General features: G+C 38.0%; 14 protein-coding genes and 1 pseudogene. 11 read left to right on the top strand and 4 right to left on the bottom strand.

Annotated elements, in window-relative coordinates:
• Positions 1-139: 139 nt before the first annotated feature.
• The 10 genes from HT688_RS06245 (at position 140) to HT688_RS06200 (ending at position 7,860) form a co-directional block, all read left to right on the top strand.
• Positions 140-439 (top strand): DUF4651 domain-containing protein, encoded by a 300-nt coding sequence (locus tag HT688_RS06245; protein ID WP_007284809.1) that lies wholly within the window; start codon positions 140-142, stop codon positions 437-439.
• Positions 436-753 carry a thioredoxin family protein gene (locus tag HT688_RS06240; RefSeq protein WP_000615777.1) on the top strand — a complete coding sequence of 106 codons (318 nt, stop codon included), beginning with the start codon at positions 436-438 and terminating at the stop codon, positions 751-753. Before HT688_RS06245 ends, HT688_RS06240 begins: the two co-directional genes overlap by 4 nt.
• A gap of 15 nt (positions 754-768) precedes the next feature.
• Positions 769-1,395, top strand: coding sequence for a YtpR family tRNA-binding protein (gene ytpR / locus HT688_RS06235; RefSeq protein ID WP_172923657.1), 627 nt, complete (start codon positions 769-771; stop codon positions 1,393-1,395).
• Positions 1,396-1,436: 41 nt separating this feature from the next.
• Positions 1,437-2,198, top strand: coding sequence for an SDR family NAD(P)-dependent oxidoreductase (locus HT688_RS06230; protein WP_023940335.1), 762 nt, complete (start codon positions 1,437-1,439; stop codon positions 2,196-2,198).
• A gap of 76 nt (positions 2,199-2,274) precedes the next feature.
• Positions 2,275-2,670, top strand: coding sequence for a single-stranded DNA-binding protein (locus HT688_RS06225; protein WP_172923656.1), 396 nt, complete (start codon positions 2,275-2,277; stop codon positions 2,668-2,670).
• A 247-nt stretch (positions 2,671-2,917) separates the two neighbouring features.
• Positions 2,918-3,202 (top strand): co-chaperone GroES, encoded by a 285-nt coding sequence (gene groES, locus HT688_RS06220; protein ID WP_000917328.1) that lies wholly within the window; start codon positions 2,918-2,920, stop codon positions 3,200-3,202.
• A gap of 15 nt (positions 3,203-3,217) precedes the next feature.
• The gene (gene groL, locus HT688_RS06215; protein ID WP_000031590.1) at positions 3,218-4,840 is read left to right on the top strand and encodes a chaperonin GroEL; all 1,623 of its coding nucleotides are present in this window, start codon (positions 3,218-3,220) and stop codon (positions 4,838-4,840) included.
• 123 nt (positions 4,841-4,963) lie between these two features.
• Positions 4,964-5,719: an epoxyqueuosine reductase QueH gene (locus tag HT688_RS06210; protein WP_050285087.1), complete on the top strand. Its 756-nt coding sequence runs from the start codon at positions 4,964-4,966 to the stop codon at positions 5,717-5,719.
• A 497-nt stretch (positions 5,720-6,216) separates the two neighbouring features.
• Complete coding sequence (locus tag HT688_RS06205; RefSeq protein ID WP_172923655.1) at positions 6,217-6,990, top strand: class I SAM-dependent methyltransferase; 774 nt, start codon at positions 6,217-6,219, stop codon at positions 6,988-6,990.
• Between the two features lie 12 nt (positions 6,991-7,002).
• On the top strand, positions 7,003-7,860 hold the full coding sequence (locus tag HT688_RS06200; protein ID WP_172923654.1) for an Rgg family transcriptional regulator: 858 nt from the start codon (positions 7,003-7,005) through the stop codon (positions 7,858-7,860).
• Between the two features lie 346 nt (positions 7,861-8,206).
• Here the strand turns inward: HT688_RS06200 and ntdP are convergent, their stop codons facing one another.
• The 3 genes from ntdP to HT688_RS06185 form a co-directional block, all read right to left on the bottom strand.
• Positions 8,207-8,740, bottom strand: coding sequence for a nucleoside tri-diphosphate phosphatase (gene ntdP, locus HT688_RS06195; RefSeq protein ID WP_172923653.1), 534 nt, complete (start codon positions 8,738-8,740; stop codon positions 8,207-8,209).
• Positions 8,741-8,860: 120 nt separating this feature from the next.
• Positions 8,861-9,637 (bottom strand): recombination regulator RecX, encoded by a 777-nt coding sequence (gene recX, locus HT688_RS06190; protein ID WP_000705109.1) that lies wholly within the window; start codon positions 9,635-9,637, stop codon positions 8,861-8,863.
• Positions 9,638-9,646: 9 nt separating this feature from the next.
• Positions 9,647-10,423: an aminoglycoside 3'-phosphotransferase gene (locus HT688_RS06185; RefSeq protein ID WP_138704793.1), complete on the bottom strand. Its 777-nt coding sequence runs from the start codon at positions 10,421-10,423 to the stop codon at positions 9,647-9,649.
• Between the two features lie 56 nt (positions 10,424-10,479).
• On the opposite strand from HT688_RS06185, the gene rlmD reads away from it, so the two are divergent.
• Positions 10,480-11,835: a 23S rRNA (uracil(1939)-C(5))-methyltransferase RlmD gene (rlmD, locus tag HT688_RS06180; RefSeq protein WP_172923652.1), complete on the top strand. Its 1,356-nt coding sequence runs from the start codon at positions 10,480-10,482 to the stop codon at positions 11,833-11,835.
• Positions 11,836-12,101: 266 nt separating this feature from the next.
• Here rlmD and HT688_RS06175 read toward each other — a convergent pair.
• Positions 12,102-12,861, bottom strand: a pseudogene (locus HT688_RS06175) (transposase family protein); the annotation flags it as partial.

The raw sequence follows: 12,861 nt of genomic DNA, 5'->3' as shown, positions 1-12,861 counted from the left end.
TTGAGCAACCTGCGGCTAGCTTCCCAGTTTGCTCTTTGATTTTCATTGAGTATAAGAAGTCCTTTTCCTTTAAGGAAGAGGCTTTTTACTTGCTTTTCTGCTGCTTCCTCATTTGTCCTAAAGCCTTTTTTGTGTTAAAATGAATGGTATGAAAGCTAAAAAAATGTGGATGGCAGGTCTGGCTCTGCTTGGTATTGGGAGCCTTGCCCTTGCTACGAAAAAAGTTGCAGATGACCATAAGCTCAGGAAGACTCAGGAAGAGTTGACAGCGATTGTGCGAGACCATTTTTCAGACATGGGAGAAATTGCGACCCTCTATGTTCAAGTTTACGAAAGCGGTCTAGAGAGCTTGGTTGGTGGCGTGATTTTTGAGGATGGGCGTCATTATACCTTTGTCTATGAAAATGAAGACCTAGTCTATGAGGAGGAAGTCTTATGATACAACCAGCAAGTTTAGAAGAATTAGCATCCTTAGTAGAAAAAGATGGCAAGAAGGTCTTTCTTTTTGTGGCGGACTGGTGTGGCGATTGTCGTTATATCTATCCTGCCTTGCCAGAAATTGAGGAGACCAATCCAGAGTTCACCTTTATTCGTGTGGACCGAGACCAGTATATGGATTTGGCTAAACTCTGGGATGTTTATGGAATTCCTAGCCTTGTTGTTCTAGAAAAGGACAAGGAAATTGGTCGTTTTGTTAATCGCGACCGTAAAAGTAAGCAACAAATTAACGACTTTTTAGCAGGACTGAAATAGGAGAAAAAGAAAACAATGATTTTTACATACAACAAAGAACATGTCGGTGATGTCCTTATGGTCATCGTGAAAAATAGCGGAGATGCCAAACTGGATGTAGAACGCAAAGGCAAGGTAGCCCGTGTTTTTCTCAAAGATAATGGGGAAACAGTGGCTTGGAATATTTTTGAAGTTTCAAGTTTATTTGAAATTGCAGAGTTCGGTCAAGTCTTTTTATCAGATGAACAGGTCGCTCGTTTGAACCAAGAATTGCAGGCGGAAGGTTTTAAAGAAGAAATTGTCAATGACAAGGAACCTAAGTTTGTTGTTGGTGAAATTGTCGAGATGGTAGTCCATCCTGATAGTGACCACCTCAACATCTGCCAAGTTGCAGTCGCAAGTGATAAGATCGTGCAAATCGTTGCAGGGGCTCCCAATGCGCGTGTGGGGTTGAAAACCATTGTCGCTCTTCCTGGAGCTATGATGCCCAAAGGCAATCTTATTTTACCAGGCGAACTTCGTGGTGAAAAGAGTTTTGGAATGATGTGCAGTCCTCGTGAATTGAATCTGCCAAATGCTCCACAAAAACGTGGTATTATTGAATTATCAGAAGACCAAGTTGTCGGAACACCATTCGACCCAGCTAAACACTGGACTGCCTAAGAAGTTGTTAATATCTGATAGACCAGATAGAAGGAAATAAGATGGCAAAAAATGTAGTGATTACAGGAGCGACATCAGGTATTGGTGAAGCAATTGCGCGTGCTTATCTGGAGCAGGGTGAGAATGTCGTTCTAACTGGACGACGGACAGACAGATTAGAAACTCTTAAGTCGGAGTTTGCAGCAATCTATCCAAATCAAAATGTCTGGACCTTTCCACTAGACGTGACGAATATGACCATGGTGAAGACTGTCTGCTCCGATATTCTAGAAACGATAGGTCAGATTGATATATTGGTCAATAACGCTGGACTAGCTCTTGGCTTGGCACCCTATCAGGACTATGAAGAGTTGGATATGTTGACCATGCTGGATACCAATGTCAAAGGTTTAATGGCAGTCACTCGCTCTTTCTTGCCAGCAATGGTAAAAGCCAATCAAGGACATATCATCAATATGGGGTCAACCGCAGGAATTTATGCCTATGCTGGTGCCGCTGTTTACTCAGCTACCAAGGCTGCGGTTAAGACCTTTTCGGATGGACTGCGAATTGATACCATCGCAACGGATATCAAGGTGACGACCATTCAGCCTGGAATTGTTGAAACAGATTTTTCTACAGTGCGTTTTCACGGTGATAAAGAACGAGCTGCGACGGTTTATCAGGGAATCGAAGCCTTGCAGGCACCAGACATCGCAGACACAGTAGTCTATGTGACCAGTCAACCTCGTCGTGTTCAGATTACAGATATGACCATTATGGCCAATCAACAGGCGACAGGTTTCATGGTTCATAAAAAATAAAAAATTTTCTCGAAAAGTTACAAATTTCTGTAACTTTTTTGATTTCCTACGAATAGATAAGTAGGAGGAAGAAAATATGTATAATAAAGTTATCATGATTGGGCGTTTAACGTCTACACCGGAATTGCACAAAACCAACAATGACAAGTCAGTAGCGCGAACAACTATCGCTGTAAATCGTCGTTACAAAGACCAAAGCGGGGAACGCGAAGCTGATTTTGTCAATATGGTCCTTTGGGGCAGACTAGCAGAAACTTTGGCAAGCTACGCAACCAAAGGAAGTCTCATTTCAGTGGATGGGGAATTACGTACTCGTCGTTTTGAGAAAAATGGTCAGATGAATTATGTGACTGAAGTACTTGTTACAGGATTCCAACTCTTGGAAAGTCGTGCCCAACGTGCTATGCGAGAAAATAACGCAGGGCAGGATTTGGCAGATTTGGTTTTGGAAGAGGAAGAATTGCCATTTTAATACTCTTCGAAAATCTCTTCAAACCACGTTAGCTTTATCCACAACCTCAAAGCAATGCTTTGAGCAGCCTGCGGNNTTTTCATTGAGTATAAACATTAAAAAGTCTGAGTTGGTCTCAGGCTTTTTATCTTGAGAAAGTCAGACTTTTTTCTTGACTATTTCTGACCAAGTGATACAATAGAACTATGAATTAGCACTCAGATATAAAGAGTGCTAATACTATCTATCTCATTATGGAGGAAAACAGATGTTGAAACCATTAGGAGACCGTGTGGTCTTGAAAATCGAAGAAAAAGAACAAACTGTTGGAGGCTTTGTCCTTGCAGGCTCAGCCCAAGAAAAAACAAAAACAGCCCAAGTTGTAGCTACTGGACAAGGTGTTCGTACCTTGAACGGTGACTTGGTAGCTCCAAGCGTTAAGCCTGGAGACCGTGTCTTAGTTGAAGCCCACGCAGGTCTTGATGTCAAAGATGGCGATGAAAAGTACATCATCGTAGGCGAAGCTAACATCTTGGCAATCATTGAAGAATAGAAGGAGAAAGTAAGTATGTCAAAAGAAATTAAATTTTCATCAGATGCTCGTTCAGCTATGGTTCGTGGTGTCGATATCCTTGCAGACACTGTTAAAGTAACCTTGGGACCAAAAGGTCGTAACGTTGTGTTGGAAAAATCATTTGGTTCACCACTCATCACCAATGACGGTGTGACTATTGCCAAAGAAATTGAATTAGAAGACCATTTTGAAAATATGGGTGCCAAATTGGTATCAGAAGTAGCTTCAAAAACCAATGATATCGCAGGTGATGGAACTACAACTGCAACTGTTTTGACCCAAGCAATCGTTCGCGAAGGAATCAAAAACGTCACTGCTGGAGCAAATCCAATCGGTATTCGTCGTGGGATTGAAACAGCAGTTGTCGCAGCAGTTGAAGCTTTGAAAAACAACGCCATCCCTGTTGCCAATAAAGAAGCTATCGCTCAAGTTGCAGCCGTATCTTCTCGTTCTGAAAAAGTTGGTGAGTACATCTCTGAAGCAATGGAAAAAGTTGGCAAAGACGGTGTCATCACCATCGAAGAGTCACGTGGTATGGAAACAGAGCTTGAAGTCGTAGAAGGAATGCAGTTTGACCGTGGTTACCTTTCACAGTACATGGTGACAGATAGCGAAAAAATGGTGGCTGACCTTGAAAATCCGTACATTTTGATTACAGACAAGAAAATTTCCAATATCCAAGAAATCTTGCCACTTTTGGAAAGCATTCTCCAAAGCAATCGTCCACTCTTGATTATTGCGGATGATGTGGATGGTGAGGCTCTTCCAACTCTTGTTTTGAACAAGATTCGTGGAACCTTCAACGTAGTAGCAGTCAAGGCACCTGGTTTTGGTGACCGTCGCAAAGCCATGCTTGAAGATATCGCCATCTTAACAGGCGGAACAGTTATCACAGAAGACCTTGGTCTTGAGTTGAAAGATGCGACAATTGAAGCTCTTGGTCAAGCAGCGAGAGTGACCGTGGACAAAGATAGCACGGTTATTGTAGAAGGTGCAGGAAATCCTGAAGCGATTTCTCACCGTGTTGCGGTTATCAAGTCTCAAATCGAAACTACAACTTCTGAATTTGACCGTGAAAAATTGCAAGAACGCTTGGCCAAATTGTCAGGTGGTGTAGCGGTTATTAAGGTCGGAGCCGCAACTGAAACTGAGTTGAAAGAAATGAAACTCCGCATTGAAGATGCCCTCAACGCTACTCGTGCAGCTGTTGAAGAAGGTATTGTTGCAGGTGGTGGAACAGCTCTTGCCAATGTGATTCCAGCTGTTGCTACCTTGGAATTGACAGGAGATGAAGCAACAGGACGTAATATTGTTCTCCGTGCTTTGGAAGAACCCGTTCGTCAAATTGCTCACAATGCAGGATTTGAAGGATCTATCGTTATCGATCGTTTGAAAAATGCTGAGCTTGGTATAGGATTCAACGCAGCAACTGGCGAGTGGGTTAACATGATTGATCAAGGTATCATTGATCCAGTTAAAGTGAGTCGTTCAGCCCTACAAAATGCAGCATCTGTAGCCAGCTTGATTTTGACAACAGAAGCAGTCGTAGCCAATAAACCAGAACCAGTAGCCCCAGCTCCAGCAATGGATCCAAGCATGATGGGCGGGATGATGTAAGCTTTCTATAAAAAACACAAAAGGAGGGAATGACTAACCCTTCTTTTTATAATATTCACTTCTAAATTGATTTGAGCTCTCCTAACTTATATGATAAAATAAGACTAGAAAAAGGAGAAGAACATGATCGATGTAGAAGAAATTCTGTGCAAGATGCCCCCCAATCAGAAGATTAATTATGACCGTGTCATGCAGAAAATGGTACAAGCATGGGAGAAAAATGAGCAGCGGCCAACCATTCTCGTGCATGTTTGCTGTGCCCCTTGTAGTACCTATACACTAGAATATTTGACCAAGTATGCAGATGTGACCATCTATTTTGCCAATTCTAATATCCATCCCAAGGTAGAATACCATAAGCGGGTCTATGTCATCAAGAAATTTGTTAGTGATTTTAATGAGCGGACAGGAAATACGGTTCAGTACCTAGAAGCTCCCTACGAACCCAATGAATACCGAAAACTAGTTAGGGGACTAGAGGAGGAGCCCGAAGGTGGCGACCGTTGCAAGGTTTGTTTTGACTACCGACTGGATAAAACAGCGCAAGTGGCTATGGACTTGGGCTTTGACTACTTTGGTTCAGCCTTGACCATCAGTCCTCATAAGAATTCTCAAACCATCAACAGCATCGGAATCGATGTGCAAAAAATTTACACGACCCACTATCTTCCCAACGATTTCAAGAAAAATCAAGGCTACAAACGTTCAGTAGAGATGTGTGAGGAGTATGATATCTATCGTCAATGTTATTGTGGCTGCGTCTATGCAGCCCAAGCCCAGAATATTGACCTGGTTCAAGTTAAGAAGGACGCTACAGCATTCTTGTTGGGTAAGGATGTTGAGAAAGACTATTCTCATATCAAATTTATAGTAGATTGAAACTAGAATAGTACACCTTTACTTCTAAAACATTGTTAGAAATCGATTTGACTGTCCTTATTTCATTTTACTATACTATTACGAAATTAGATATATAAATGAAAACTTGCCTCAAGGTAGGTTTTTTGCTAGTAGAAAAGCGATAGACAGAAATTGCTGGACCAATCTTTGAATTTCTAGTCCAAGGCTTGTGAGTCTTCAACAAGCCTTGGACTCTTAAAAAAATGAAGTTTTGCTCAAAAGAGCTTTTTAAATTAAAACGAGCAATTATCAGTTCAAATCTGTTTCAAAAGAAGAACGGATAAATTAATTGATGCTTGGTTTTTGAGTTAGGAAGTTAAGCATGCTAAACTGAGTCGTAGGAATAAATTTCTTTATAGAAATGTGTTACAACTCTGCTATAACGGAATATTCCTTTTTTGCATTTATACAACTTATTTAACACTATCTTTATTCTTGTGATATAATGTCAAATTATAGAGTGGAGGTCGTTTAAAATGATTGATAAAGTAATTGAACAATATAAAAGTCATGATAATCTTGATATTCGAGTAGAATTGCATAAGAAGTATTCAAAAAATAAATTGGGATTTAATAATTGGATATTTTCTAACTACCAAATCACTGATGAAGTAAAGGTTCTAGAATTAGGATGTGGTACAGGAGAACTGTGGAAAAGCAATAGTGATTCTATAGATAAAATGAAGCAGTTGATTGTTACAGATTTTTCTAAAGATATGGTAAAATCAACGAAGTCAGTGATTGGAAATAGAGACAATGTCAACTATGAGATAATGGATATTCAAAAGATTTCTTTTGAGAATGAAACGTTTGATATTGTTATTGCTAATATGCTTCTACATCATGTGAATTATATTCCTAGAGCGCTATCTGAGGTGAATAGAGTCTTAAAAACAGGAGGTGTTTTTTACTGTGCTACATTTGGTGAAAATGGAGTTGTAGATTATTTGGCAAATTTATTTAAAGATGAGGTTAATCAAGATTTAGAAAATAAAACGTTTACTTTACAAAATGGTAAAAGGTACCTGAGTAGGTGTTTTAACTCTGTCGATACATTACTCTATGATGATGAGTTACAGGTAACTAGTATAGATGACCTAGTTAAATACATCCAATCGTTTAAAGGAATTTCAGAAATAGGTTCGCTAGAAGAAAAAGTCATTTGTAAAAGATTGGAAGTACATTTTCATAAGGGTAAGTTAATTATTCCTAAAGAATATGGTATGTTTATCGCTCGAAAAGAAAGTTAAGGGAATGAAAGTGTGAAAAATTACGGAGAAGCTTTTCGATATTTTAGAAAATTAAACGGATATTCTTTAGAGTATGCTGCAGCTGATTCTATATCAAAATCTCAACTTTCTAGATTTGAAAGGGGAGAAAATGAAATTTCTCTTTCAACGTTTTTTGAATTATTATCAAATATCAATGTTTCGATAGAGAATTTTTGTAATCACCTAGAACATTATAAAAGATCGGAACGTGATGATTTTTTGGTTAATTTATCTCCGAATTTTTATAGTTTGAATACTAAAGGGTTGGAGGAAATAAAAAATGAGCAACAAAAACTTTTTGAGAAGAGTGGGGAAAAAACTTATAAAATAAATACAATAATGGTTCAGGGATTATTAAATCAGATAGATTGTAATCATGTAGTTAGTAGAGATGATCTAAATTTAGTATATGACTATTTATTCCAAAAGGAACGATGGGAGTCCTATGAGATAACACTGATTGGTAATTTATATCATCTTTTTGAAATAGATTATATTTACAGAGTTGGAAAAGAAATACTAGAGCGTACACATTATTACGAAAAAATCGGTAAGAATAGAAATTTAGTTGTGTCAGCTTGTTTAAATTTTTGGTTCTGTTGCCTTGAAAATTCACATCTAATATATGCAGACTACTTTGAAATGAAATTAAAAAAATTATTAAAAGATGACACAAAAGTTTTTGAAAAATCTACATTCAAATTTGTAAAAGGATATAAAATATATCTGACTGAATCTAAAGAATCTGGAATTAAACAAATGAACGATGTCATAAAATATTTTGAGTTTATTGAATCTAAAAGTATTGCTTTATATTTTCAAAAACGATTAAATGAGCTGGTAGATTAAATACCATTTTCTCTGTCGAGATATTGTTTTTAAAATGTTGTACCAAGTGATTGATGCTATGTGGAAATAAAAAAATACGAAGTTGACCTGTATTTTTTATACTAATCATCTTCGTATTTTTTGTATTAAACGATATAAGTTTGTTGTAAACTTACAAGGAACAGAGACATTAAAAAATAACAGTATATCTATTTGTTTTATATATTTTACGAATTCTGCATAAATCTCTTTCTAGTAAGGTGTTGTAACTCTGCTATAATGGATTTATTCCTTTTTGTTTTTACACAATTTATTTTACACTACCAAAAAAACAAGGTCAGGATTTTGTTCCTGACCTTTGACAACTTTACCGATTCTTTAGTTCTACATAGCGCTTGTACCAAATGTTTACATAGGCTTCTGAGAAAGGACCACGTCCATTGTTAATCCAATCAACAAGAATTTTGACATGTTCTTTTAAAATATAGTCCAAATCATCAGAATAATTCATTTTGCGTTTGTGACGCTCGTACTCTTCAACGTCCAAGAGACGTTTTTCCCCATCTGTAAAAATTTTAACATCCAAATCGTAATCAATATACTTCAGTGCTTCTTCATCCAGATAGTAGGGGCTAGCCATATTGCAATAGTAAGAAGTTCCATTATCACGAATCATGGCAATGATATTAAACCAATATTTCTTGTGAAAGTAAACAATAGCCGGTTCTCGAGTGACCCAACGACGACCATCACTTTCGGTAACAAGTGTATGATCGTTGACACCAATAATGGCGTTTTCTGTTGTTTTTAGTACCATGGTGTCCCACCAAGTTCGGTGGAGACTCCCATCATGCTTATAACTTTGAATTGTAATAAAGTCGCCTTCTTTTGGAAGCTTCATAACTAACCAACTTTCTACAATTTATAAGTTTATCATTTACTATTGTACCATAAAATTACCTAAAATCTGTGAATTTCACTTGGAAATATTAAAGATATTCTCTAAGAGCGCTTGCTATATCTAAAGATATTCTCTAAGAGCGCTTGCTATATCCGAAAAATCGTAGCCCTTTCGTGCTAAAACTTGAGTTAAACGCTGCTTCAGTTCGTATCCTTCATACTTTCGAGCATACTTAGTATATTGCTTATCAAGTTCCTTGAAGATGAGTTCTTGAGTCGTTTCTTGGTCAATTTGGCTATCTAAGTCGTCAAAGGCAATTTTGGCATCAGAATAAGAGAAGCCCTTGTTAGTCAAGCTCTGGATAATCTTATCTTGCAGGGCACGAGCTGGAAGTTTTCCCTCATATTTTTTCAATAGTTTATTAGCTACACGTTGAGCAACTTCAGAAAAATCAAATTCTTTCAAGTTCTCTTCTATAGTAGATTTTGAAATCCCTTTTTGAGCTAGTTTCTGAGTCAGCACATAAGGACCCTTGTCTCCTGACAGTTGATTAGCATTGATGCTAGCATAAGCGTATTGGCTATCATTGATCCACTTATCTTCTTTAAGATTAGCAATGACTTGAGAAACGATGTTTTCATCAATATCGTATTTTTTTAGATATTCTCTGACCTCTTTTTCAGTGCGTGCTTTAAAGGATAAATGGTAGAGAGCCAGATTCTTACCATAAGAAAATTGAGCAAAGTCCTGAATCTCTTTCAATTCCTCTTGGCTTATCACCTTATCTCTCGATAACATAAAACGAACAATTGTGTCTTCGGTGATATAGCATTTGTCGCCATTATCAAGCTCCATCAGATAGAGTCTTTTTTTCTTTTCAAGTTTTGTGATTTTCATAATTTCCTTTCATCTAAATGCTTCGAAAGCTGCAACAAGTCGGAGTTTATCCATATCTACATATTCTCTACCGTAATAGTCGAGAAATAATTCAGCATACGTAGCATCTTGTAGGTTGTAATGAAGGGACCAAATTGCCCAAAAGAGGTCGATATGTCGGTCACTAAAACCAGCCAATCCCAAGTCAATAAAGCAAGAAAAATGCGAGGCATCCTTCAAGATGAAATTTGGCAGGCAGGCATCTCCATGAATAAAAGCATCAGCTTTGAGAAGGTGACCTTTCTCTTGTATTAGTTGGTAAGCTTCTTCACGACTGTGAATATGAAATTGAGGCAGAAGAGTCTTGTTATAAAAAGTCCCCTTCTGATAGTTGTTTAAGGCTTTTTCTTTATAACGCTTCAGATGATTTTCCGACGGAAAAGATTGTGGTTTAAGACTGTGAAGTTTGTTTAATGCTTGAGCTAGGGTTTGACAGAGTTTTTCGGGTTGATTTAAAAAATCGAGAGCATTTCTGCCAATGGCTTCTTTGGTCAGAAGGAAGTCCTTTTTTGCTGATAAATAGGTAATCACTGGAGTTCCCAATCCTTCAGTTTCGAACCAATTTGCAATCTTAGCTTCTTGAGCTAATCTGCCTTTTTGATCTATTTTTAAATAGTAACCTGAATCTATATATAGGACAGTTGCACTTGAATGAGAAGAACTATCAGAGAGATTAGCTCCCTTGATATAGCTTCGTAATTGTTCAGGGAAATCTAGTATACTAAAGCGAGGTGTTTTTGAATTCATGCTTTTATTGTAACATATTCTTAAATATCTTAGAAACTCCATGGTATAATAGACCTATGAATCTAAAAATAAAACAAAAAATACCATTAAAAATCAAGCGCATGGGAATTAATGGTGAGGGAATCGGCTTTTACCAAAAAACATTAGTCTTTGTACCCGGTGCTCTCAAAGGCGAAGATATCTATTGTCAGATTACTTCTATTAAACGTAACTTTGTTGAAGCGAAATTATTAAAGGTCAACAAAAAGTCTAAATTCCGCGTTGTGCCAGCTTGTACTATTTATAATGAGTGCGGAGGCTGCCAAATCATGCACCTGCATTATGATAAGCAGCTGGAGTTCAAGACGGACTTGCTTCATCAAGCGCTGAAAAAATTTGCTCCTGCAGGATATGAAAACTATGAAATTCGTCCAACTATTGGAATGCAGGAACCAAAATATTACCGAGCTAAGTTACAATTTCAGACTCGAAAATTTAAGAATCAGGTCAAGGCGGGCTTATATGCACAAAACTCTCACTATTTAGTAGAGTTGAAAGACTGCCTGGTACAAGACAGGGAAACCCAAGTGATTGCTAATCGTCTAGCGGAATTACTTACTTATCACCAGATTCCAATCACAGATGAGAGAAAAGTTCTAGGTGTTAGGACTATTATGGTCCGACGAGCAAGAAAGACTGGACAGGTTCAGATTATTATTGTTACAAATCGTCAGCTTAATTTAACCCAACTAGTAAAAGATTTAGTTAAAGATTTCCCAGAAGTTGTGACAGTAGCTGTGAATACAAATACAGCTAAAACCAGTGAGATTTATGGTGAAAAGACAGAGATTATCTGGGGACAAGAGAGTATTCAAGAAGGTGTACTCGATTATGAATTTTCACTATCTCCTCGAGCTTTCTATCAACTAAATCCTGAACAAACAGAAGTTCTTTATAACGAGGCGGTAAAAGCCTTGGATGTTAATAAAGAAGACCATTTGATTGACGCTTATTGTGGAGTTGGAACAATTGGATTTGCCTTTGCAAAGAAAGTTAAAACACTCAGAGGTATGGATATTATTCCAGAAGCTATTGAAGATGCCAAGCGAAATGCTAAAAGAATGGGATTTGACAACACACATTACGAAGCAGGAACAGCGGAAGATATTATTCCTCGTTGGTACAAGGAAGGCTACCGAGCAGATGCTCTGATTGTGGACCCACCACGTACAGGTCTGGATGATAAGTTATTAGATACTATTCTTACCTATGTACCAGAAAAAATGGTTTATATTTCTTGTAATGTTTCGACTTTGGCAAGGGATTTGGTACGCTTAGTAGAAGTCTATGATCTTCATTATATCCAGTCGGTCGATATGTTCCCACATACAGCTCGAACGGAAGCAGTTGTAAAATTAATTAAAAAATTTTAAAAAAGTAGTGTCAATCGAAAGTGATGATGCCCCAAAAAATGGTGAGATTGAGGGCAATTATTTTGCTTTCATTTGACACGAGGAACCCTTGAAGCTGTTTTTTCAGCTAAACCAAGGCTAGTCTTAGCCTTGGCTCTCCAGCCTCACAGCTCCAAGCCTCTTATCAAATGAAATGCTTGTCTTAGACTCCTTATTTTCTCTCTCCTAAATGTAAGGGATAGAGTGATTTCCTTTAAGGAACAGCTTCCCATTTAGCGAGAAATAGATTATACTTGTAGCTGAGGAGAATGAAGCTCCTCACTAGTAAACTCTTCATAATCCTTTTTATTTTTCTGAAGATATTGTTTGAAAGATGTGAGTTTCCACGGATGGGTTTGTGGAGGGACATACTTGCGTCTTTCTTTTTTTGTTCTGGTTCTGATTCAAAGTTTTTCGAATAGAGTTCATGAACTAGTAGCTCCTTTGTGTGATAGATCTTGTCAGCGATATTGAGGTAGATGTCACCGTCAACTTCTTTTATAACGAATGCTTTTGTCTTTCTGCTGAAGTAGACTTCTTTTCCTTGTTCAACAGGGATATAGCAACGATTTTGGAATCGGATATGGTGTCCACTATCGACGACTCTCTCCGCCAGTCTAGCCAGAATGAGATTTCGTTCAGAGGGCTTAGGAGCCACCTCGAAGACAGAGAGTTTTGTCTTGTTTCCAAACTGTTCATTAAAGGTTTGAATGTAGGAAAGAAGGAAAGTATTGGCTTCTTCCAAGGTATGAATATTGTTTCGTTCCAGTTCAATAGGCAGGCGAGATTGTAGTGCCTGATTGAGTCTTTCGACTCTCCCTTTAGCTTGAGGGATAGCGGTTGTCTCAAGGAGAATCCCCAGTTGGTGACAGGCGTATCCAAACTGTGTATGGGTATCGCCCTCCATTTTCTTAGAGTTGGAGGCTTGATAGGCAAAGACCGTTCTCTTATCTGTTTTAATTTGAAGGGGAATGCCGTGATTGGCTAAGATTTGTTCAAGGACATGAT

The sequence above is a fragment of the Streptococcus sp. 1559 genome (genome assembly GCF_013276735.1).
In the GTDB taxonomy this organism is placed as follows: Bacteria; Bacillota; Bacilli; order Lactobacillales; family Streptococcaceae; genus Streptococcus; species Streptococcus pseudopneumoniae.
Note: the sequence above shows the minus strand (reverse complement) of the source record. Positions and strands in the feature narration are given on the sequence as shown.